18 protein-coding genes are annotated in these 18,604 nt (G+C 37.5%); 10 read left to right on the plus strand and 8 right to left on the minus strand.

Annotated features, from left to right (window positions below; translation table 11 throughout):
- Nucleotides 1-2: 2 nt before the first annotated feature.
- Nucleotides 3-1,232, minus strand: coding sequence for an MFS transporter (locus tag JNG87_RS01230; protein WP_062676222.1), 1,230 nt, complete (start codon nt 1,230-1,232; stop codon nt 3-5).
- Nucleotides 1,233-1,355: 123 nt separating this feature from the next.
- Here JNG87_RS01230 and JNG87_RS01235 point away from each other — a divergent pair, with 123 nt between their 5' ends.
- Nucleotides 1,356-2,261, plus strand: coding sequence for an AraC family transcriptional regulator (locus JNG87_RS01235; protein WP_202841256.1), 906 nt, complete (start codon nt 1,356-1,358; stop codon nt 2,259-2,261).
- 544 nt (nt 2,262-2,805) lie between these two features.
- Here JNG87_RS01235 and JNG87_RS01240 read toward each other — a convergent pair.
- Complete coding sequence (locus tag JNG87_RS01240) at nt 2,806-3,360, minus strand: thioredoxin family protein (RefSeq protein WP_120232903.1); 555 nt, start codon at nt 3,358-3,360, stop codon at nt 2,806-2,808.
- Nucleotides 3,361-3,669: 309 nt separating this feature from the next.
- Here JNG87_RS01240 and JNG87_RS01245 point away from each other — a divergent pair, with 309 nt between their 5' ends.
- From JNG87_RS01245 to JNG87_RS01260, 4 genes are all read left to right on the plus strand, one after another.
- On the plus strand, nt 3,670-4,266 hold the full coding sequence (locus JNG87_RS01245; RefSeq protein ID WP_034694942.1) for a TetR/AcrR family transcriptional regulator: 597 nt from the start codon (nt 3,670-3,672) through the stop codon (nt 4,264-4,266).
- A gap of 363 nt (nt 4,267-4,629) precedes the next feature.
- Nucleotides 4,630-5,790, plus strand: coding sequence for an efflux RND transporter periplasmic adaptor subunit (locus JNG87_RS01250; RefSeq protein ID WP_062676224.1), 1,161 nt, complete (start codon nt 4,630-4,632; stop codon nt 5,788-5,790).
- A gap of 40 nt (nt 5,791-5,830) precedes the next feature.
- Complete coding sequence (locus tag JNG87_RS01255; RefSeq protein ID WP_202841257.1) at nt 5,831-9,013, plus strand: efflux RND transporter permease subunit; 3,183 nt, start codon at nt 5,831-5,833, stop codon at nt 9,011-9,013.
- A 169-nt stretch (nt 9,014-9,182) separates the two neighbouring features.
- Nucleotides 9,183-10,595: an efflux transporter outer membrane subunit gene (locus JNG87_RS01260; protein WP_062676226.1), complete on the plus strand. Its 1,413-nt coding sequence runs from the start codon at nt 9,183-9,185 to the stop codon at nt 10,593-10,595.
- Between the two features lie 228 nt (nt 10,596-10,823).
- Here the strand turns inward: JNG87_RS01260 and miaA are convergent, their stop codons facing one another.
- On the minus strand, nt 10,824-11,744 hold the full coding sequence (gene miaA / locus JNG87_RS01265) for a tRNA (adenosine(37)-N6)-dimethylallyltransferase MiaA (RefSeq protein WP_202841258.1): 921 nt from the start codon (nt 11,742-11,744) through the stop codon (nt 10,824-10,826).
- A 303-nt stretch (nt 11,745-12,047) separates the two neighbouring features.
- On the opposite strand from miaA, the gene JNG87_RS01270 reads away from it, so the two are divergent.
- From JNG87_RS01270 to JNG87_RS01285, 4 genes are all read left to right on the plus strand, one after another.
- On the plus strand, nt 12,048-12,893 hold the full coding sequence (locus JNG87_RS01270; RefSeq protein ID WP_062676228.1) for a YicC family protein: 846 nt from the start codon (nt 12,048-12,050) through the stop codon (nt 12,891-12,893).
- An 82-nt stretch (nt 12,894-12,975) separates the two neighbouring features.
- Nucleotides 12,976-13,539, plus strand: coding sequence for a guanylate kinase (gene gmk / locus JNG87_RS01275; protein ID WP_110008065.1), 564 nt, complete (start codon nt 12,976-12,978; stop codon nt 13,537-13,539).
- Between the two features lie 104 nt (nt 13,540-13,643).
- Entirely contained in the window at nt 13,644-14,663 is a 1,020-nt protein-coding gene (gene nadA, locus JNG87_RS01280; protein WP_002976710.1) for a quinolinate synthase NadA, read from the plus strand.
- A 51-nt stretch (nt 14,664-14,714) separates the two neighbouring features.
- Nucleotides 14,715-14,876 carry a bacteriocin-like protein gene (locus JNG87_RS01285; RefSeq protein ID WP_157885796.1) on the plus strand — a complete coding sequence of 54 codons (162 nt, stop codon included), beginning with the start codon at nt 14,715-14,717 and terminating at the stop codon, nt 14,874-14,876.
- Between the two features lie 56 nt (nt 14,877-14,932).
- Here JNG87_RS01285 and JNG87_RS01290 read toward each other — a convergent pair whose 3' ends face one another.
- The 5 genes from JNG87_RS01290 to JNG87_RS01310 all read right to left on the minus strand — a co-directional run bounded on the left by JNG87_RS01290 (nt 14,933) and on the right by JNG87_RS01310 (nt 16,108).
- Complete coding sequence (locus tag JNG87_RS01290) at nt 14,933-15,142, minus strand: bacteriocin-like protein (protein WP_110008066.1); 210 nt, start codon at nt 15,140-15,142, stop codon at nt 14,933-14,935.
- A 24-nt stretch (nt 15,143-15,166) separates the two neighbouring features.
- Complete coding sequence (locus JNG87_RS01295; protein ID WP_202841259.1) at nt 15,167-15,364, minus strand: bacteriocin-like protein; 198 nt, start codon at nt 15,362-15,364, stop codon at nt 15,167-15,169.
- 39 nt (nt 15,365-15,403) lie between these two features.
- Nucleotides 15,404-15,574, minus strand: coding sequence for a bacteriocin-like protein (locus tag JNG87_RS01300; protein ID WP_157885797.1), 171 nt, complete (start codon nt 15,572-15,574; stop codon nt 15,404-15,406).
- A 46-nt stretch (nt 15,575-15,620) separates the two neighbouring features.
- Nucleotides 15,621-15,815, minus strand: coding sequence for a bacteriocin-like protein (locus JNG87_RS01305; RefSeq protein ID WP_110008068.1), 195 nt, complete (start codon nt 15,813-15,815; stop codon nt 15,621-15,623).
- Nucleotides 15,816-15,925: 110 nt separating this feature from the next.
- Nucleotides 15,926-16,108 carry a hypothetical protein gene (locus JNG87_RS01310; RefSeq protein WP_202841261.1) on the minus strand — a complete coding sequence of 61 codons (183 nt, stop codon included), beginning with the start codon at nt 16,106-16,108 and terminating at the stop codon, nt 15,926-15,928.
- Nucleotides 16,109-16,150: 42 nt separating this feature from the next.
- On the opposite strand from JNG87_RS01310, the gene thrA reads away from it, so the two are divergent.
- Entirely contained in the window at nt 16,151-18,598 is a 2,448-nt protein-coding gene (gene thrA / locus JNG87_RS01315; RefSeq protein ID WP_202841263.1) for a bifunctional aspartate kinase/homoserine dehydrogenase I, read from the plus strand.
- Nucleotides 18,599-18,604: the final 6 nt, after the last annotated feature.

Consider the following 18,604-nt stretch of genomic DNA (forward strand, 5'->3'; position numbering starts at 1 on the left):
TGTTATTTTTTAGGATTAATTTTTAATTTATTCATGAACACTGCCGAAGTGATCAGTAATGAAAGCGGAATCAGGGAAAGGTAAAATGCCCGCTGCCCGCTGAATTCCTGAAATACAAAACCGGTAATGATAGAACCTATCGTTCCCCCGATTGCTGAGAAAACAACGATCAATCCTGACATCGCACTGTGCAGATATTTAGGGATTGATGCCAGAATCACAGAATTAATACTTGGATAAATTGGTGCCAGCAAACCTCCCATCAAAGGAAATAAATACACAACCAAAGGAGCATTCAACCAGTTTGTATTTGTATCAATATGAATATTATGGGTCAAGGGCAAAACCAGCAATAAACTGATAGCAAAACCTACCACACAGAAAGAAACTACATAGATCCAGCTGAATTTTTTAGAGAAGAATCCCGATAAAAATCTTCCCAAAGCAAAAGCTCCCGCTAAAACCGCTCCCGCCTGAATACTCATAGAGGTAGGCACTTTTAAAATCTCTTTATAAAATGTGGGCGTCCACGTTTGAAAGCTCTGCTCTACCAATACAAAAAGGAAAGCGCATAATAAAAAACATAATACTTTTTTATAGCTGAATAAGCTTACACTATTTTTTAAATCTCCCAAGAGATCTGTTTTATCACTTTTAGCTTCCTGTTCGTTCAGTTTTGAAAAGAATAAAAATAAAAAAGACAAACTTGAAAGTCCTCCCAGCACCCAATACACATTCAGCCATTCAGTAGATTTCGGATTATGATCATCTATATATAAACTGAATAAAACATTTCCAGCCAGTACTCCGATCATGAAAAACCCTTCCAGAAATCCCATAAAACTGGAATGTTCTTTATCTGTTTCCGTTACCAACCCAATAGAAGTAAAAACTGATATTTTGATCAATGCAAAAGAAACTCCTACGGTTGCGAATAATAATTTGAATACCCAGAAGTCATTGGTAAAAGGCATTACAAAACACATGCAGCTTACCAGCAATAAAGCGATCAGCATTGATTTTTTGATTCCTATCTTCGGAAGAAATGAAGCCAGAATGAAAGAACATATGGCGATTGGAAGATCTTTGAAGCCTTCCAGAACGCTTGCCGAAGATTTTGAAATCCCAAAATTCTGCTGTACCTGTAGAATGACTGTTCCTACAGAATTCAGAAGAATGGCAAAGACAAAATAGTTTAAAAATAAAACGGCCTTGATGTTAAGATTTTTCATTCAGGTGATTTCTTGTTGGCTAAGATAGAAGCATTTCTGTTAACGATAATTTAACACAGTAAATCAATATTTGAACTATATTAATATATTTAGTATTTTTAGTGAATAAATATGATTAATTAGATGAAAGTTACTTTTGAAAGGGTAATCCCTAATGAAAAGAGCTCATTCCGCACCATTCATAATAATTCTCCCATTTCAGAATTCAAATGGGAGTATCATTATCATCCCGAAATTGAGCTGGTCTGTGTTATTTCCGGGAGTGGCACACGCCATGTGGGCTATCATAAAAGTAATTATACGAATGGAGATCTGGTATTAATCGGGTCCAATATTCCCCATTCCGGATTCGGTCTGAATTCTATTGATCCGCATGAAGAAATTGTACTTCAGTTCAAAGAAGAAATTCTTCAGTTTCCCCAGCAGGAAGTGGAAGCAAGATCTATCAAAAATCTTTTGGAACTTTCAAAATACGGGATTCATTTTCATCAAAAAGTAAAAAAAATAATGCTTCCCAAACTGAAGCTGATGCTGGAATCTGAAGGGTATAAAAGATATTTATTATTGCTTGAAATTCTTTTTGAACTTTCAAAATGTGAAGATTATGATCTTTTAAATAAGGAAATCATGCCCTACACCATTATTTCAAAAAATAAAACCCGCCTTGAAAACATCTTCACCTATGTAGAACATCATTACGATAAGGAAATTGATATTGAAGAAGTAGCAAAACTAGCTAACCTAACTTTACCTGCTTTCTGTAATTTCTTTAAAAAAGCAACCAAGATTACGTTTACAGAGTTTGTGAACCGCTATAGAATTAATAAAGCCTGTCTGCTGATGGCGCAGGACAGATCTATTTCAGAATGCAGCTACCAGTGTGGCTTTAATAATGTGACCTATTTTAACAGGATGTTCAAAAAATATACGGGCAAGACTCCTTCGGAATTTATCAGGAATTATTCTCATAGCAATGTTAATGTAGATATAAAGACTGAAAAGGAGACTAAAGCTAAAGTAAGTTTTTAGTAGAAAAACTACGCTGAGACTACTATGAAGTGACAAAGTGAATGAATAGACAATGCTTTCGTATTTGTCATTCCGTAGGAATCCATACTTACTTATGAAAATTTTGCAGGTACTTATAATAAAAAGATCAGTTGTGCCGAGACTCCTACGGAGTGACAATTCGTATGGTTATACTAAACGTTGTTTTTGTCCATTCCGTAGGAATCTAGACTTACTTATAGAAAATTTATAGAGGTTTATTAAAAAAGGCATACGATACTGAGGCTCCTAAGGAGTGACAATTCGTATGGTTATACTAAACGTTGTTTTTGTCCATTCCGTAGTAATCCAGACTTACTTTTCAGAAGTAATAATAAAAAGAATACAAAATGTGTTGAGACTCCTACGGAGTGACAAAGTGAGTGAAGAAATCTACTGTGTATTAAAAATCTGCTTCATCTGCAAAATCTGCGAGAGAAAATAACCCTGCAAGCAACAAAAAAGCCACTCCACAAGAGCAGCTTTGTATTATTGAGTAAAAACCAGTAACTAAATAAACCAGCAATTATTTCCATTTAATATTGCAACCCATGCTAGGTCTCTGAATTTCTTCCTGAGCTTCTCCAGCCAAAAGATTCTCAAAAGCAATAATCAAATCCTCACCTGTAACATCTTTATTATTTCCCGGTCTTGAATCATCCATCTGACCTCTGTATACAAGATCAAGCTTATCATCAAAGAAATAAAAATCCGGTGTGCAAGCTGCATCGTAAGCTTTTGCTACTGCCTGGCTTTCATCAAACAGATAAGGGAAATCAAATCTTCTTTCAATTTGAAATTCGATCATTTTTTCCGGAGAATCTGCCGGATATTTTTCAATATCATTCGCATTGATGGCGATGAATTCAATTCCGCGCTCGTTATAATCTTCGTATAGTTCATTGATTTTGTCAATTACATGAAGAACAAACGGACAGTGGTTGCACATAAAGATCACCAAAGTACCTTTTTCTCCTTTCAGCTCTTCCAAAGACTGAAGTTCATTCGTTTTTGACGGGTTAGGAAGTTCAAAAAACGGAGCTTTTGTTCCTAATGCCAACATATTTGAGGGAGTATTCATATCCTTATTTCTTTACCGGCAAAGATAATTATTTCTTTTGTTAATTAGGAAGAAGACATTTTCATTTTTAATAAAGTAAAGAATCTGGAATCTGGAGGATGAAGATTGTTAACCCTCAAAAATAGTTATAGTCAAATTCTATTATTATATTATTTACCTTCAAAATAACTTCCAGCACCCATTCTTCCAGCTTCCAACCTTTAATTAATCTTCTTTAAAAAGCAGACAAACCTATAAAACTTACAATATCCCTTGGAAGTTATATTAAAAAGTTTGTAGTTTTGCTAACGCTGTTAGTAAATAAAAATCATGGGTCTACATGAACGCCGTCAACGAGAAAAAGAATCCATCCGTGCAAATATTTTGCAGGCTGCTTTTACGTTGGCGAAAACTGAAGGCTGGGGTTCGCTTTCTATGCGCAAGATAGCAGATGCTATTGAGTATAGTGCTCCCGTTGTATATGATTATTTTGAAAATAAAGAAGCTATTCTATTTGAAATTTCTTTAGATGGCTTTCATAAGTTACATATAGAATTATTAAAAGCTCAGCAGAAACACGATACTCCGGAAGAGCAGCTTGTTGCCATTGTGGATGCGTACTGGAACTTTGCTTTTAAAAATAAGGAATATTACCAGCTGATGTTTGGTCTTGGAATGCAATGTTGTGGAAAAGGGCAGATGAAAAAAGAATTCTCATCATTTCAGGAACTTATTTATGAATGTACTTATGAGATTATAAAGAAAAACGGATCTAATCCAGACAATGCCTGTCATATGTCCCACGCTCTGTTTTCTGCCGTTCACGGTATGATCTCTATTATGATGATGCGTACAGCTGATATCCCTTCAACAATGAATAAAACGACTTTGGACGAAACTGTTTCGGCTTTTATTAAGTCTTTATAGATTTTTTTTGAATTAAAAATTAACACCGTTAGGAAAATTAACACTGAATTAATAGATTATTCTGTTATTCCTGATTAAAAAATGAAATCACTTATGAAGCAATATATAAGATTCAGCTGTTAAAAGTAATCATTTTTTGCTTATAAATTAACACTGTTAGTAAAATTAACACACCTTACACCATCATTATACACTTCAATACATTAAAAAAATTTCAATTATGGAAACAATCGACCTCATCGGACATTAAAAATTCTGTAATTTTTTTTGAACAAATTATTAACACTGTTAGGAAAAAATACAGCATTTATCAAAACATTTTTTACTTACCTCTAACACTTCATTAAAAAAATTAAACCAACAATGAAATTACCTGGAAAAACAAGGTTTATTGTACTTATTGCAAGTATAATTCTTTTACAGAGCTGCACAAAAGCCGCAGAAGGAACCAATGCCGCACCTCCAGCTCCAGAACTTCCGGTTTATACCGTTATCACTTCACCCGCTACTACATATCAGGAATTCCCAACTGCATTGGAAGGGAAAAACAACGTAGAAATCAGATCTCAGGTAGATGGATACCTGGACAGAATCTATGTAGAAGAAGGAGCATATGTAAGAGCAGGACAACCGTTATTTAAAATAGATTCAAGAAGCTATGGCGAACAGATGAATATGGCTCAGGCTAATCTTCAGGCGGCCAATGCCAATATTCAAAAAGCAAGAGTGGAAGTAGACAGACTTCAGCCGCTGGTTGCTGCAAAAGTAGTTTCTGATGTACAGCTTAAAACCGCAAAAGCCAATTATGAAGCGGCTGTAGCAGCAGCTGCACAAGCGAGAGCCTCTGTAGGAAGCGCCAGAATCAACGTAGGATTTACAACCATTACAGCTCCTGTAAGCGGCTATATCGGAAGAATTCCTTATAAAAAAGGAAGTCTGATCTCCAGAACAGATGTGAATCCATTGACATTACTATCTGATATCAGTGAAATCTATGCGTATTTCTCTTTAAGCGAACTTGATTTCATTGCTTTCCAGAATAAATATCCGGGAGCAAGCTTAGAAGAAAAACTGAAAAATATGCCGATGGTAGATCTTGTGATTGCTGACAACAGTACTTACCCTGAAAAAGGAAGATTAAGCATTGTAGATGGACAGTTTGACAAAACTACGGGAGCTATCAGTGTACGTGCCGTTTTCCCTAACGCCAACGGAACTTTAAGAACCGGAAATACAGGAAGAGTGCGTATGCCACAGCTGATTTCTAATGCAGTCGTAATTCCTCAGGAATCAACCTTCGAAATTCAGGATAAAACCTATGTTTATGTAATGGGTAAAGACCAGAAGGTAACCGGGAGACCGATCAAAATATCAGGAAAAACGGATAGCTATTATTTTATTTCTGAAGGGCTTAAGCCTGGAGAAAAAATTGTATTCACGGGAATTGGAAACCTGAAAGACGGAGCTTCCATCAAGCCGAAAAATATTTCTTCGGACAGCTTGTTAAAAGCAAAACCTCTATAGTTCTTTCCGAATACAGAAGACTTAAAAAAATAAACTTCTTATGTTAAAACAATTTATAGAAAGACCGGTCCTTTCAACGGTCATCTCCATAATACTCTTATTATTGGGAGCTTTGTCTCTCTTTAATTTACCGATTGCCCTTTTCCCGGACATCGCTCCACCAAGCGTTCAGGTAACGGCATTCTACCCTGGAGCCAATGCTGAGGTCGTAGCCCGTTCGGTAGCTACTCCTATTGAGGAAGCGGTAAACGGAGTTGAGAACATGACTTATATGACCTCAAACTCCAGTAACGACGGTACCATGACCCTGAGTGTTTTCTTCAAACAGGGTGCCGATGCAGACAATGCAGCAGTAAACGTACAGAACCGTGTATCGAAAGCGATGAGCCAGCTGCCTCAGGAAGTGGTACAGGCCGGGATCTCAACCCAGAAGGTTCAGAACAGTATGATTATGTTCATGGGACTGACCAGTGAAGATGCAAAACAATATGATGAATTATTCCTTCAAAACTATCTGAAGATCAATGTTATTCCACAGATACAGCGTATTCCGGGGGTAGCACAGGCTCAGGTATTCGGGACAAGGGATTATTCCATGAGAATCTGGCTGAAACCGGATCGTCTGGCGGCTAATAATCTTTCTCCACAGGAAGTTTTGGGAGCCATTAAAGACCACAACCTTGAAGCTGCTCCGGGCCGTCTTGGACAGGGAAGTAAGGAAACCTACGAGTATATCCTTAAATATAAAGGAAAACTGAATAAGGGTGAAGACTATGAAAACATCGCCATCAAAGCAAACAGTGATGGATCTTTCTTAAGATTAAAAGATGTTGCAAGAGTAGAATTCGGTTCTTATACGTATACTGCCACCAACAGGGTAGACGGAAAACCGGTTGCCGGATTTGCTATCCTGCAGACAGCCGGATCCAATGCCAACGAAATCCTTACGGAAATTGAAAAGCAGGTGAAATTAATGGAAACCACTCTTCCAAAAGGAGTGAAGCCAATCATCATGTACAACTCTAAAGACTTCCTGGATGCTTCTATTCATCAGGTTGTGGAAACACTTGTTATCGCTTTCATCTTGGTATTTATTGTAGTATTTATTTTCCTTCAGGATTTCAGATCTACCTTAATTCCTGCTATTGCCGTGCCGGTTGCAATTATCGGAACCTTCTTCTTCCTGCAGTTATTTGGTTTCAGTATCAACATGCTTACCTTATTTGCATTGGTACTCGCCATTGGTATTGTAGTGGATGATGCCATTGTAGTGGTAGAAGCCGTCCATTCTAAAATGGAACAGACGGGAATGCCTGTAGAGCATGCTACGATGCACTCGATGAGTGAAATTTCAGGAGCTATTATTTCCATTACATTGGTAATGTGTGCCGTGTTTATTCCGGTTGGATTTATGCAGGGACCTGCAGGAGTTTTCTACAGACAGTTTGCTTTCACATTGGCGATTGCGATTTTAATTTCAGCGGTGAATGCATTGACATTAAGTCCGGCATTATGTGCGATGTTCTTAAATGATCCTCAGGGAGAACATGGAGAGCACGGTCATAAAAAAGGTTTTGGAGCAAGATTCTTCAATGCTTTCAATGCGAGCTTCAACAGCATGACCAGAAAATACATCTATAGCCTTAAGTTTTTAATTAAAAACAAATGGGTGGCGATAGGAGGTCTTGTTATCATCACCGCAGCAAGTGTATTTTTAATCAAGAAAGCGCCGTCAGGATTCATTCCTACGGAAGACCAGGGATTCGTATTATATGCAGTGAATACTCCTCCGGGAAGTTCACTGGAAAGAACCCACAGAGCTACGGCTCAAATTGATCAAATCATCAATGGTGAAAAAGCAACCAACCACCTTTGGGTAGCGGACGGGATGAACTTCATCAGTAATGCCAACGCATCTCCCTATTCTGCAGGTTTCATCAAGCTTAAAGATTATGACAAGCGTGGTGAAATGAAAGATCCCGATCAGATTGCAGCAACGTTGACAGGTAAGGTAAGCCAGGTGAAAGATGCCAACGCATTCTTCTTCAACTTCCCTACTGTACAAGGTTTCGGTAACGTTTCCGGATTTGAATTCATGCTTCAGGACAAAACGAATGGTTCTTTTGAACAGTTGGGAACAACCACACAGCAGTTTATCGGAGAGCTTATGAAAAGACCTGAAATTGCTTTCGCCTTTACAACATATGCGGCAGGAAACCCTCAGTATACTATTGATGTGGATACTGATAAAGCTAACCAGCTGGGCGTTTCTGTAACAGAACTGATGCAGACCATGCAGATTTATTTCGGAAGTAGCTTTGTATCGGATTTCAACAGATTCGGGAAGTATTACAGAGTAATGGCTCAGGCCGATATTCCTTACCGTACGGATGTTAATTCATTAGAAGGAATCTATGTTAAAAATAAATCAGGAGAAATGGTTCCTGCCAAAACTCTGGTAACGTTAAAAAGATCTTTCGGTCCTGAAACGGTAACAAGAAACAACCTTTTCAATGCTGTTACGATTAACGGAACCCCGAAACCTGGATACAGTACCGGAGATGCCATCAAAGCGGTAGAAGAAGTTGCCCAGCAGTCACTTCCGAGAGGATACGGATATGAGTGGACAGGGATTACCCGTGAAGAAATTAAAACAAGCGGACAAACTGCCTTTATTTTCTTCTTAAGTATTCTATTCGTTTACTTCTTACTGGCAGCTCAGTATGAAAGTTATATCCTTCCGTTTGCGATTATTCTTACCATTCCAACAGGGATTTTCGGAGTATTTGCCTTCACAGGACTAGCTGGAATTGATAACAATATTTACGTTCAGGTAGGATTGATCATGCTTGTAGGACTATTAGCGAAGAATGCCATCCTGATTGTGGAATTTGCCGTACAGAGAAGAAAGGCAGGTAAAACACTGATAGAATCAGCACTTCAGGCATCGAGATTACGTTTAAGACCGATCTTAATGACCTCTTTTGCCTTCATCGTGGGAATGCTTCCATTGGTATGGACGCAAGGTGCTTCTTCAAAAGGAAACCACTCTATCGGTTACAGTACCGTAGGAGGAATGCTTACAGGGGTAATCTTCGGGATCTTTATCATTCCGGTAATGTATGTAGTGTTCCAGTACCTGCATGAAAAAATGCCAAGCAGAAAAAAGAAAAGACTTCTGAAAAAACAAATGGAGGAAGAACTTTTAGCTGCTAGTCACTAATAAAAAAATGAATGACAAAAACTTAGAGAAAATTTTAAGATCATAGGTTTACCTATTTACCTGCCTGTTCTTAATGGTTTAAAAAACTAACTATTTTCTCCTACTAAAGAAATTTTTGCATCAACAGAAACCTCTCTAAGTTTTGTCTTCAATTAAAAGTTTAAAAACTATGAAACGAGTAAAAAATATTATTCTAACATTTGTGCTGGCCATCGGCTCTGTTTCGTGTGTGTCTAAACTGGCCTACACGGAGCCTGAGCTTCCACTTCCGGAAAAGTTCCAGTACACGGCCACTGCAGACACAGCCAGTATAGCTAACCTGGAGTGGAAACAGTTTTTCAGTGATCCTATTTTACAGGGACTGATTGAAAAAGGAATTAAAAATAATTATGATCTTCAGATTGCCTTAAAGCAGGTGGCTGCTTCACAGGAAAAACTGAAACAGGCAAAATATATGCAGTATCCGGATGTTGGGTTCGGAGTAAGCGGACAGATTTCAAGACCATCCAAAAACAGCATGAACGGGCAAAGCTTAAATTTATTTTTAGGCTCGAGCCATGTTGAGGATTATAACGCAGCCTTCAATCTTTCATGGGAAGCAGATATCTGGGGAAAAATCAAAAACCAGCAGGAAGTTTCAAGAATGCAGTACCTTCAGACCTATGAAGGTTCAAAAGCAGTTCAGACTCAGGTAGTAGCAGCTATTGCACAAGGGTATTATAACCTGTTGATGCTTGACAGACAACTGGCGATCGCAAAATCCAACCTGGAACTGACCAGCAATACCCTTTTAATGACCCAGAAAATGTGGGAAAGTGGTGATAATACTTCTTTGGGAGTACAGCAGGCCGCTGCACAGAAACAGGCTACAGAGCTTCTGATTGCCCAGCTGGAACAGAATATTGCCATCCAGGAAAATGCACTGAGTATTCTGGTTGGAGAACTTCCCAATAAAGTCGACAGAACCATTGAAATGTCTGATACTTCACTGCCTCAAAACATTACGGCAGGACTTCCGGCAGCTATGGTAAGCAGAAGACCGGACGTTCGTCAGCAGGAACTGGTTTTATTAGAATCCAATGCGATGGTAGGAATTGCTCAGGCGAATATGTATCCGGCATTGAAAATTACTGCTAATGGTGGAGTAAATTCATTCAAGTTTGACAACTGGTTCCAGATTCCGGCTTCGTTATTCGGATCGGTTTTAGGGGGAATTACCCAGCCTATTTTCCAGAAAAGACAATTGAAAACAGATCTGGAAGTAGCCAAAATTCAAAGAGAAAAAAATGTTCTTGCATTCCGTCAATCAGTATTAAATGCTGTGGGAGAAATTTCTGATGCCTTGGTTTCCAATGAAAACTTAAAAGTTCAGGAACAAAAAGCCACAGAACAGGCAACTACACTAAAAGATGGAATTAAAAGCGCACAACTTCTTTACAAAGGAGGTTCAGCCAATTACCTGGAAGTGATTACAGCACAGGGGAATTCCCTACAGGCAGAGTTGAATCTGGCTTCCATTAAAAGACAGAGATTAAGCAGCATTGTAGATTTATACAGAGCTTTAGGCGGCGGTTGGAAGTAGTAAATTAAATTATATTTGTTGAAGTGCGGTTCTTTTCAGAGCCGCATTTTTTGTATTGTTTCTGTTTATTACAATGAATATAAACTTAGATTCCTACGGAATGGCATAGTGTATGGATAAATAAAGCGTCCGGTTTGTCATTCTGAATGGAACAAAGTGGAATGAAGAATCTTTAAAAACAATCGATGAGATTCTTCCTTCGTCAGAATGACAAACTAAGTGCTTAATTTATTCCTGAAATTGCTCAGCAATCCATTTTAACAGAGCCTCAAAGTCTTCCTGAGAATATCCCAACTGTAAATAATGAATATCATCCGCTTTTCTGTACCATGTCAGCTGGCGTTTCGCATACCTGCGGCTGTTCTTTTTAATTTCCGAAACCGCAAAATCAAGATCCCATTCTCCATCAAAATACTTGAAAAGTTCAGCGTAACCTACAGTATTCAAAGCCGTCAATCCTTTGAATTTCTCAAGGCTTTTCACCTCATCCAGCAGTCCGTTTTCCATCATGATATCCACTCTGCGGTTAATTCTGTCATATAATTCTTCCCTTGGAGCTTCTATCCCGATTCTGATTACATTAAAATCTCTTCCATTCTGAGACACTGAAATATGTTCAGAATATTTTTTATCCGTTTGCCAGATAATATCAATAGCTCTCAACAGCCTGCGGTGATTGTGAATATCCACCACACTGAAATATTCAGGATCCAGTTCTTTTAAAATCTCCTGAAGTTTTTCAATTCCCTCCTGCTCCATCATATTTTGAAGCTTCTCCTGGTTTTCAACATTGGCTTCCGGAAGATCGTGGAGACCTTCTATCACAGCTTTTTCATACATCATGCTTCCTCCTACAAGAATTACCGTGTCATGAGCAGCAAAAAGGTCATTAAGTTTTTGAAGCGCATCTTCTTCATACTGCCCGATAGAATAATACTCTTCCACTGAAAGATTTCCGATAAAATGATGAGGTGCCTGCGCCAGTTCTTCTTCCGAAGGGGCGGCAGTCCCTATTTTCATTTCTTTAAAAAACTGGCGGGAATCACAGGAAATAATCTCGGTATTGAAATGCTGCGCCAAATCAATTGCCAATCTCGTTTTTCCAATTCCGGTGGGTCCTACTACAGAAATTAAATTTTTCTTTTTCACAGCGCTAATTTACGAAAACGAGCTCATTTGAATTTTTATTTTTAAACACAAAAAAGCTACGGATTGTTTTGAACCATTAAGAATATTTAAGTTGTTAAGTTTAATTAAGAAAAAATCAAATAGATTTCTTGTAAGCACTATGCTAAAAGCGAAGCTCATCTTAATATTCTTAACATTTCATTAAAATCTTAATGGTTTATTTAAAATTGAATGATCAGATTGTATACGTTGGAATTTCATTGTATCACATTATACACTTAATTGTTTATCTTTGTAGAACAATAAAAAACTATGATTTTATCAATGACCGGATTCGGTAGAGCCGAAGATGTTTTTGAAGGAAAAAAAATTACTATTGATATTAAATCTCTGAACAGCAAGAGCTTTGATTTAAATATTAAAATTCCTTTACGTTATAAAGAAAAAGAATTTGAAATCAGAAAAATTCTTAACGATAGAATTATCCGTGGAAAAGTAGACTGCTACGTTAATATCGAGAATCTTGAAGAGTCCAACGATGTAAAAATCAATAAAAACTTAATTGACTCTTATATTAACGAACTTAAAAACATAGCTTCTGACGGTCCCAATTTCGAATACCTTAAAATGGCAGTAAGACTTCCTGATGCCATCACTTCAAGACCTGACGAATTAACGGAAGGTGAATGGGAAGCTCTGGCTAAGATTGTCAATAATGCCGTAGACAGATTCGAAGAATTCAGAAGAACTGAGGGTGGTATCTTACACGAAGAACTCAACAGAAATATTCAGAATATCGACAAATATCTTAGCGAAGTGATTCCTTTTGAAGAAGAAAGAATTGTAAGCGTGAAAGAACGTTATCAGAAATCTTTGAAAGAATTTGAAAATGTTGATGAAACACGTTTCTATCAGGAAATGGCCTATTTCACTGAAAAACTTGATATTTCTGAAGAAAAGGTAAGACTTGCCCAGCACCTGAAATATTATAAAGAAGTAATGGACAATGAGTCTTTCAACGGAAAAAAACTGGGATTTATTTCTCAGGAAATCGGAAGAGAAATCAATACACTGGGTTCTAAAGCCAATCACGCAGAAATCCAGAAACTGGTGGTGATGATGAAAGACGACCTTGAAAAAATTAAAGAACAAACGTTAAACGTATTGTAATGATAGATACGGGGTACGAGATGCGTGGTTGTTCTAAGAATAGATCACCAAACTCGAAACCCGTAACCCGAAACCCAAAAAAATGGATAAAGTAATTATATTTTCAGCACCATCAGGGAGCGGAAAAACTACATTGGTAAAGCATTCACTGGAGACATTTCCTGAACTGGCATTTTCAATCTCATGTACTACAAGACAGCCAAGAGGAAGTGAAGTACATGCCGTAGATTATCATTTTCTGACACCGGAGGAGTTCAGACAGAAAATTTCCGAAGATGCTTTTGTAGAATATGAAGAAGTTTATACTGACAAATATTACGGTACTTTAAAATCTGAAGTAGAAAAAATCTGGAATCAGGGAAAAGTTGTTATTTTTGATGTAGATGTAAAAGGAGGCATTTCATTAAAAAAATACTTCGGTGAAAAAGCGTTGTCTATTTTTATAGAACCGCCTTCCATTGAAGAATTGGAACGAAGATTGATCTCCAGAAACACAGATGATGCAGAAACCATAAAAACCCGTGTCGCAAAGGCAGAAGAAGAAATGACCTACGCCAGCGGGTTTGACAAGATCGTGATTAATGAAGATCTTGATGCAGCTAAAAAAGAAATAGAAAGTTTAATAAAAAGTTTTATCAGTAATTAATGGCTGGAAGATGGAAGAAGGAGGATGGGAGTAAAATACTACACTCAAAATCTAACTTCTAATTTCTAACCTCTAGCTTCTGATCATAAAAAATTGAGGTGGATATGAGTACCGAAACATTAGAAAAAGCTAAATCTGCAATTCCTGTCAGAGGATTTCTGGATATAAAAGATATTGCTATTCCTCAGGGTGAAGAATTGGTGAAGGCCATTCTCAAACTGAAAGAAGAAAAAAATGCGGTTATTCTTGCCCATTATTACCAGCCCGGAGAAATTCAGGACATCGCAGATTTCCTTGGAGATTCTTTACAGTTGGCAAGACAGGCTAAAGATACCAATGCTGACATGATTGTATTCTGTGGAGTACATTTCATGGCAGAAGCCGCTAAAATTCTGAATCCAACTAAAAAAGTAGTTCTTCCTGATACCATGGCCGGATGCTCTCTGGCAGATGGATGTTCAGGAGAAGGACTGAGAAAAATGCGAGAGCAGCACCCGAATGCTTTAATTGCTACTTACATCAACTGTAATGCTGAAACTAAAGCTGAAAGTGATATTATCGTTACAAGTTCAAACGCTGAAACAGTGATTGAAGCACTTCCGAAAGACAGACCGATCATTTTTGCACCCGACAAAAACCTGGGAAGATACCTTTCTAAGAAAACAGGCCGCGATATGATCCTTTGGGATGGAAGCTGTGTGGTACACGAAGCATTTTCAATGGAAAGAATTGCCCAGCAATTGGCAGACAACCCGGATGCAAAACTGATTGCACACCCTGAAAGCGAAGAAGCGGTATTGAAATTAGCTCATTTCATCGGCTCTACTTCTGCTCTTTTAAATTATGTAGAAAAAGATGACTGCCAGAAATTCATCATCGCTACAGAAGAAGGAATTCTTCACGAAATGAAAAAACGTGCACCTCACAAAGAACTGATTCCTGCATTGGTTTTCGACGAAAGCTGTAACTGTTCAGAATGTTTTTATATGAAGCGTAATACAATGGAAAAATTGTATCTATGTATGAAATATGAACTTCCGGAAATTCTTATCGACGAAGAATTAAGATTAAAAGCATTAAAGCCTATTGAAGCGATGCTTGATCTTTCCAAAAGCATAAAATAATTTTTTTATCACGAATATTTATTATATTTAAAACTTAAACTAATAATAAATATGAAAAATCTAAAAAAATTAGACAGAAGAAGTCTTAAAAATGTAAACGGAGGAAGTAACATATGTAACTTAAACTGCGAAATACATGAAACCTGCGGAGCAGGATGCAATGGAGAATTGATCTGCGTACCCAGAGGAATGTATATTCCGGATAACTGTTAAAAAAATAAAGCACTGTTTTTACAGTGCTTTTTTATTGTTCTGAAACAGATCTTGTGTTAAGAGACACCTCCGTCTACGCATTCCATACTTACCAGAACACACATCTTACAATAATCAGGCAGTCCCTGATAAGCAGAACATGGATACTGATATTCTGGTCCATCTCCGAACGTAGCATTCTGAGGACACCCTGCACATCTGGACGGACCAGCTGCCCCATTTAATTTTTCAAGTTCTTTTCTGTTTAATTTCTTTAAATTTTTCATAGTTGTTTTAATTTTTAATACGTTTTAAGATTCTGAAATAAGACAACTTCCCGGAATTGACGGATCATAAGGGAAAAGATAAAGACAAACTTTACGCCCTTTAAGATCTGTGCATACTGCACACCCTTTTGGTCCGCAATCGAGGTCAACTGCACAGCTGTCTCCTGTACCTCCGATAATAGATCTTAAGCTTTCTCTGTTTAATTTTTTTGAATTTTTCATAGTATTTTAATTTTTAAATTGAGTTTAGTCTATTCAATACTAAAGCATTGGTGCATAGCAGGTTCCTCCCGGCTTCAGCCAGCATCCCCAATTCCCGCCTCCGCGGAAACAAACAAACTGCTCGCCTCCACAGGCTTCAATCTGAATATCAGTGAAACCACCTTTGATGTTCTTCTTGTCTTCTCTTGATAATTTTTTAATTGTTTTCATATGGTAATAATTTTGGTATTCTGTAACAATAAATTGATCATTTGAATCAGTAAGGTCCGAAGCATTCAAAGCTTACCAGAACTCTTCCTTTACAGCATTCCGGTAAAGCATGATAATCGGCACATGACCTTGGCTCGCCTGGTCCGTATGGGCCGGCAGGACAATTCTCAAAACAGTTATTCACATTTCCTCCACTGATTGACTTCAGATTCAAACGGTTTAATTTCTTTAAATTTTTCATAGTTATTTCGTTATTAGTTAATATCATAAATGTAACATTTTTAATCAATTACACCAAAATATATCTCATAAAAAGGAAATATATTTTATTATGTTAAAAACTTGTCTGTTTCAAAATAATTTGTACATTTGTTCCGTTACAATGAATTTTTTAAGAAACATATCTGATATTTCTGCTCTGAAGTCACTTATTTCAGGCGTATCTTCTGTTTCTACATTTGCCACTACAACAATTACCCCATAACGGGGTAGATTTTCACATATTATTCCCGGTACCCGTACTCTTTTTTTCAAAGAGTAACCACTTCTTTTTATCCAACTTCAAAAAAATAATTGATGAAAGTTTTAAAATTCGGCGGAACATCAGTCGCCCATTCTCAGAATATCTTACTGATGGAAAAAATCGTAAAAAGAGAATCTTTAAAAAGTAAAGTTGTTGTTATTGTATCAGCTCTTCACGGAGTTACAGATCAATTGATCAAAGCAGCAGAACAGGCTTCTGTAAAAGATGAAAATTACAGTCAGGCCGTTCAGAACCTTGAAGAAAAACATATCAGTCTGGTGAAAGAACTTTTCCCAATCACAGAACAAAGCTCATGGCTGAGTTTTGTAAAAAAACATTTCAACGATATCGAAGATCTCTGCAATGGAATTGCTGTTCTTGGTGAATTGACAGATAGAATTAAAGATAAAATTGCTTCTTACGGAGAATTCCTTTCCTCAAAAATTATAGCTGCAAGATTACAACATGAAGGATTAGACTGCGTCTGGATGAACTCTGCAGAACTGATCAGAACAGACAGTAATTTTACCCATGCAAAAGTAGATTTTAAATCCACCGATCATAATATTGCCCGTTTTCTGAATGATAATCAGAACCCCATTATCGTAGGACCAGGTTTTATAGCGAAGGACGAGAAAAATAACGCCACCACATTAGGGAGAGGCGGATCAGATTACACCGCATCTATTATTGCAGCGGCTATTGATGCAGAAGAACTCCAGATCTGGACCGATGTAAGCGGAATGATGACTGCTGATCCCCGTCTGGTCTCCAATGCTAAACCTATTTCAGAAATATCTTATCATGAAGCGATGGAACTGTCACATTTTGGGGCTAAAGTGCTCTACCCGCCTTCCATTCAGCCTGTCATGGTAAAAAATATAAACCTGCTTATCAAAAATACTTTTGATCCCGATGCAGAGGGAACTCTGATTTCTCATCAACTACAATCTTCAGAAGATGAAAAACAGATTGCAGTAGGAATCTCCAATATGAACAGTATTGCCCTGCTTACACTGGAAGGCAGCGGAATGGTAGGAATACCCGGAATTTCAGCTAAATTATTTCAGTGTTTAAGCCATGAAAAGATCAATGTAATCCTTATAACACAAAGTTCTTCAGAGCATTCCATCACTATTGCGATTGAAGAAAAAGAAGCTTTATGTGCCGAGCATGCAATCAACTCTTCTTTTGCGGATGATATTAATCTGAAAAGAGTGTACGCGGTGAAAATTGAGACCGGACTTTCTATTGTAGCTCTGGTTGGAGAAAGTATGAAAAGCAGAAGCGGTGTAAGTGCAAAAATGTTCGGATGTCTGGGAAATAACGGAGTTAATATTAGAGCCATAGCACAAGGGTCTTCGGAAAGAAATATCAGTATTGTGATTTCAGAAAAAGACAGTAAAAAAGCGGTAAATGTACTTCACGAAGATTTTTTCGAATCTGAAATAAAACAAATTCATCTTTACATCTGTGGAACAGGAAATGTAGGTTCAAAACTGATCCAGCAGATTTATGACCAAAATGATTATCTAAAAGAAAACTTTCTGATCAACCTGAGAATTGCAGGAATCTCCAACAGCCGGCATATGATGTTTTCAGATCAGGGAATATCACAGGAAAATTATTTTAACTGGAATCAGCAGGGTGAAAAAGCCTCTGCCAGGGAATTTGCTGATGAAATTATCCACAGAAACCTTAGAAATTCTGTTTTCGTTGATGTAACTGCAAGTCCTGAGGTTCCTGAAGTGTATGAAAGCTTATTAAAAAGAAGTGTGGATATTGTTGCCTGTAATAAAATTGCAGCTTCTTCTGATTTTAAAAAGTATAAAACCTTAAAAAATACCGCCAGAAACCACAACTGCAGTTTTTATTTTGAAACCAATGTAGGGGCAGGGCTTCCGGTAATAGGAACTATCAACGACCTCATTAAAAGCGGAGACCAGATTCAATCCATTAAAGCTGTACTGAGTGGAACATTGAATTTTGTATTTAATGAGTATGACGGAAACAGGACTTTTTCCGAAGTGGTAGCCCAGGCTCAGAAGGAAGGATACACAGAGCCGGATCCAAGGCTTGATCTTTCGGGAACAGATGTAGCAAGAAAAATTTTAATTCTGGCCAGAGAGGCAGGATATCTGCTTCAGTTTGAAGACATTGAAAATATAGGTTTTCTGCCTGAAGAATGCATGGAAGGAAGCGTTGAAAACTTTTATGAGAAACTCACAGTATATGAAGACCATTTTAAAAACTTATTAAACAATGCTAAAGACGAAGGCAAAATATTAAAATACGTAGCAGAATTTGAAGACGGAAAAGCCAGAGTAGGTTTACAGCATATTGCTCCGGACAGCGATCTGTTTCATCTGTATGGCAAAGACAATATTGTCATTTTTAAAACGCTGAGATATTCCGAACAGCCTTTGGTGGTAAAAGGAGCCGGTGCCGGAGCGGATGTAACAGCGAGTGGAGTTTTTGCAGATATTATCCGTTCTATTTAAAAATAC

The organism is Chryseobacterium cucumeris (genome assembly GCF_016775705.1).
GTDB classification, from domain to species: Bacteria; Bacteroidota; Bacteroidia; order Flavobacteriales; family Weeksellaceae; genus Chryseobacterium; species Chryseobacterium cupriresistens.

Coding starts and splice junctions, on each gene's coding strand:
- JNG87_RS01270 (WP_062676228.1), top strand. CDS start 12,048: ATGACCGGATTCGGTAGAGCCGAAGATGTTTTTGAAGGAAAAAAAATT.
- JNG87_RS01230 (WP_062676222.1), bottom strand. CDS start 1,232: ATGAAAAATCTTAACATCAAGGCCGTTTTATTTTTAAACTATTTTGTC.
- JNG87_RS01260 (WP_062676226.1), top strand. CDS start 9,183: ATGAAACGAGTAAAAAATATTATTCTAACATTTGTGCTGGCCATCGGC.
- JNG87_RS01295 (WP_202841259.1), bottom strand. CDS start 15,364: ATGAAAAATTCAAAAAAATTAAACAGAGAAAGCTTAAGATCTATTATC.
- thrA (WP_202841263.1), top strand. CDS start 16,151: ATGAAAGTTTTAAAATTCGGCGGAACATCAGTCGCCCATTCTCAGAAT.
- JNG87_RS01250 (WP_062676224.1), top strand. CDS start 4,630: ATGAAATTACCTGGAAAAACAAGGTTTATTGTACTTATTGCAAGTATA.
- JNG87_RS01300 (WP_157885797.1), bottom strand. CDS start 15,574: ATGAAAACAATTAAAAAATTATCAAGAGAAGACAAGAAGAACATCAAA.
- nadA (WP_002976710.1), top strand. CDS start 13,644: ATGAGTACCGAAACATTAGAAAAAGCTAAATCTGCAATTCCTGTCAGA.
- gmk (WP_110008065.1), top strand. CDS start 12,976: ATGGATAAAGTAATTATATTTTCAGCACCATCAGGGAGCGGAAAAACT.
- JNG87_RS01285 (WP_157885796.1), top strand. CDS start 14,715: ATGAAAAATCTAAAAAAATTAGACAGAAGAAGTCTTAAAAATGTAAAC.
- JNG87_RS01290 (WP_110008066.1), bottom strand. CDS start 15,142: ATGAAAAATTTAAAGAAATTAAACAGAAAAGAACTTGAAAAATTAAAT.
- JNG87_RS01255 (WP_202841257.1), top strand. CDS start 5,831: ATGTTAAAACAATTTATAGAAAGACCGGTCCTTTCAACGGTCATCTCC.
- JNG87_RS01240 (WP_120232903.1), bottom strand. CDS start 3,360: ATGAATACTCCCTCAAATATGTTGGCATTAGGAACAAAAGCTCCGTTT.
- JNG87_RS01245 (WP_034694942.1), top strand. CDS start 3,670: ATGGGTCTACATGAACGCCGTCAACGAGAAAAAGAATCCATCCGTGCA.
- JNG87_RS01235 (WP_202841256.1), top strand. CDS start 1,356: ATGAAAGTTACTTTTGAAAGGGTAATCCCTAATGAAAAGAGCTCATTC.
- JNG87_RS01305 (WP_110008068.1), bottom strand. CDS start 15,815: ATGAAAAATTTAAAGAAATTAAACCGTTTGAATCTGAAGTCAATCAGT.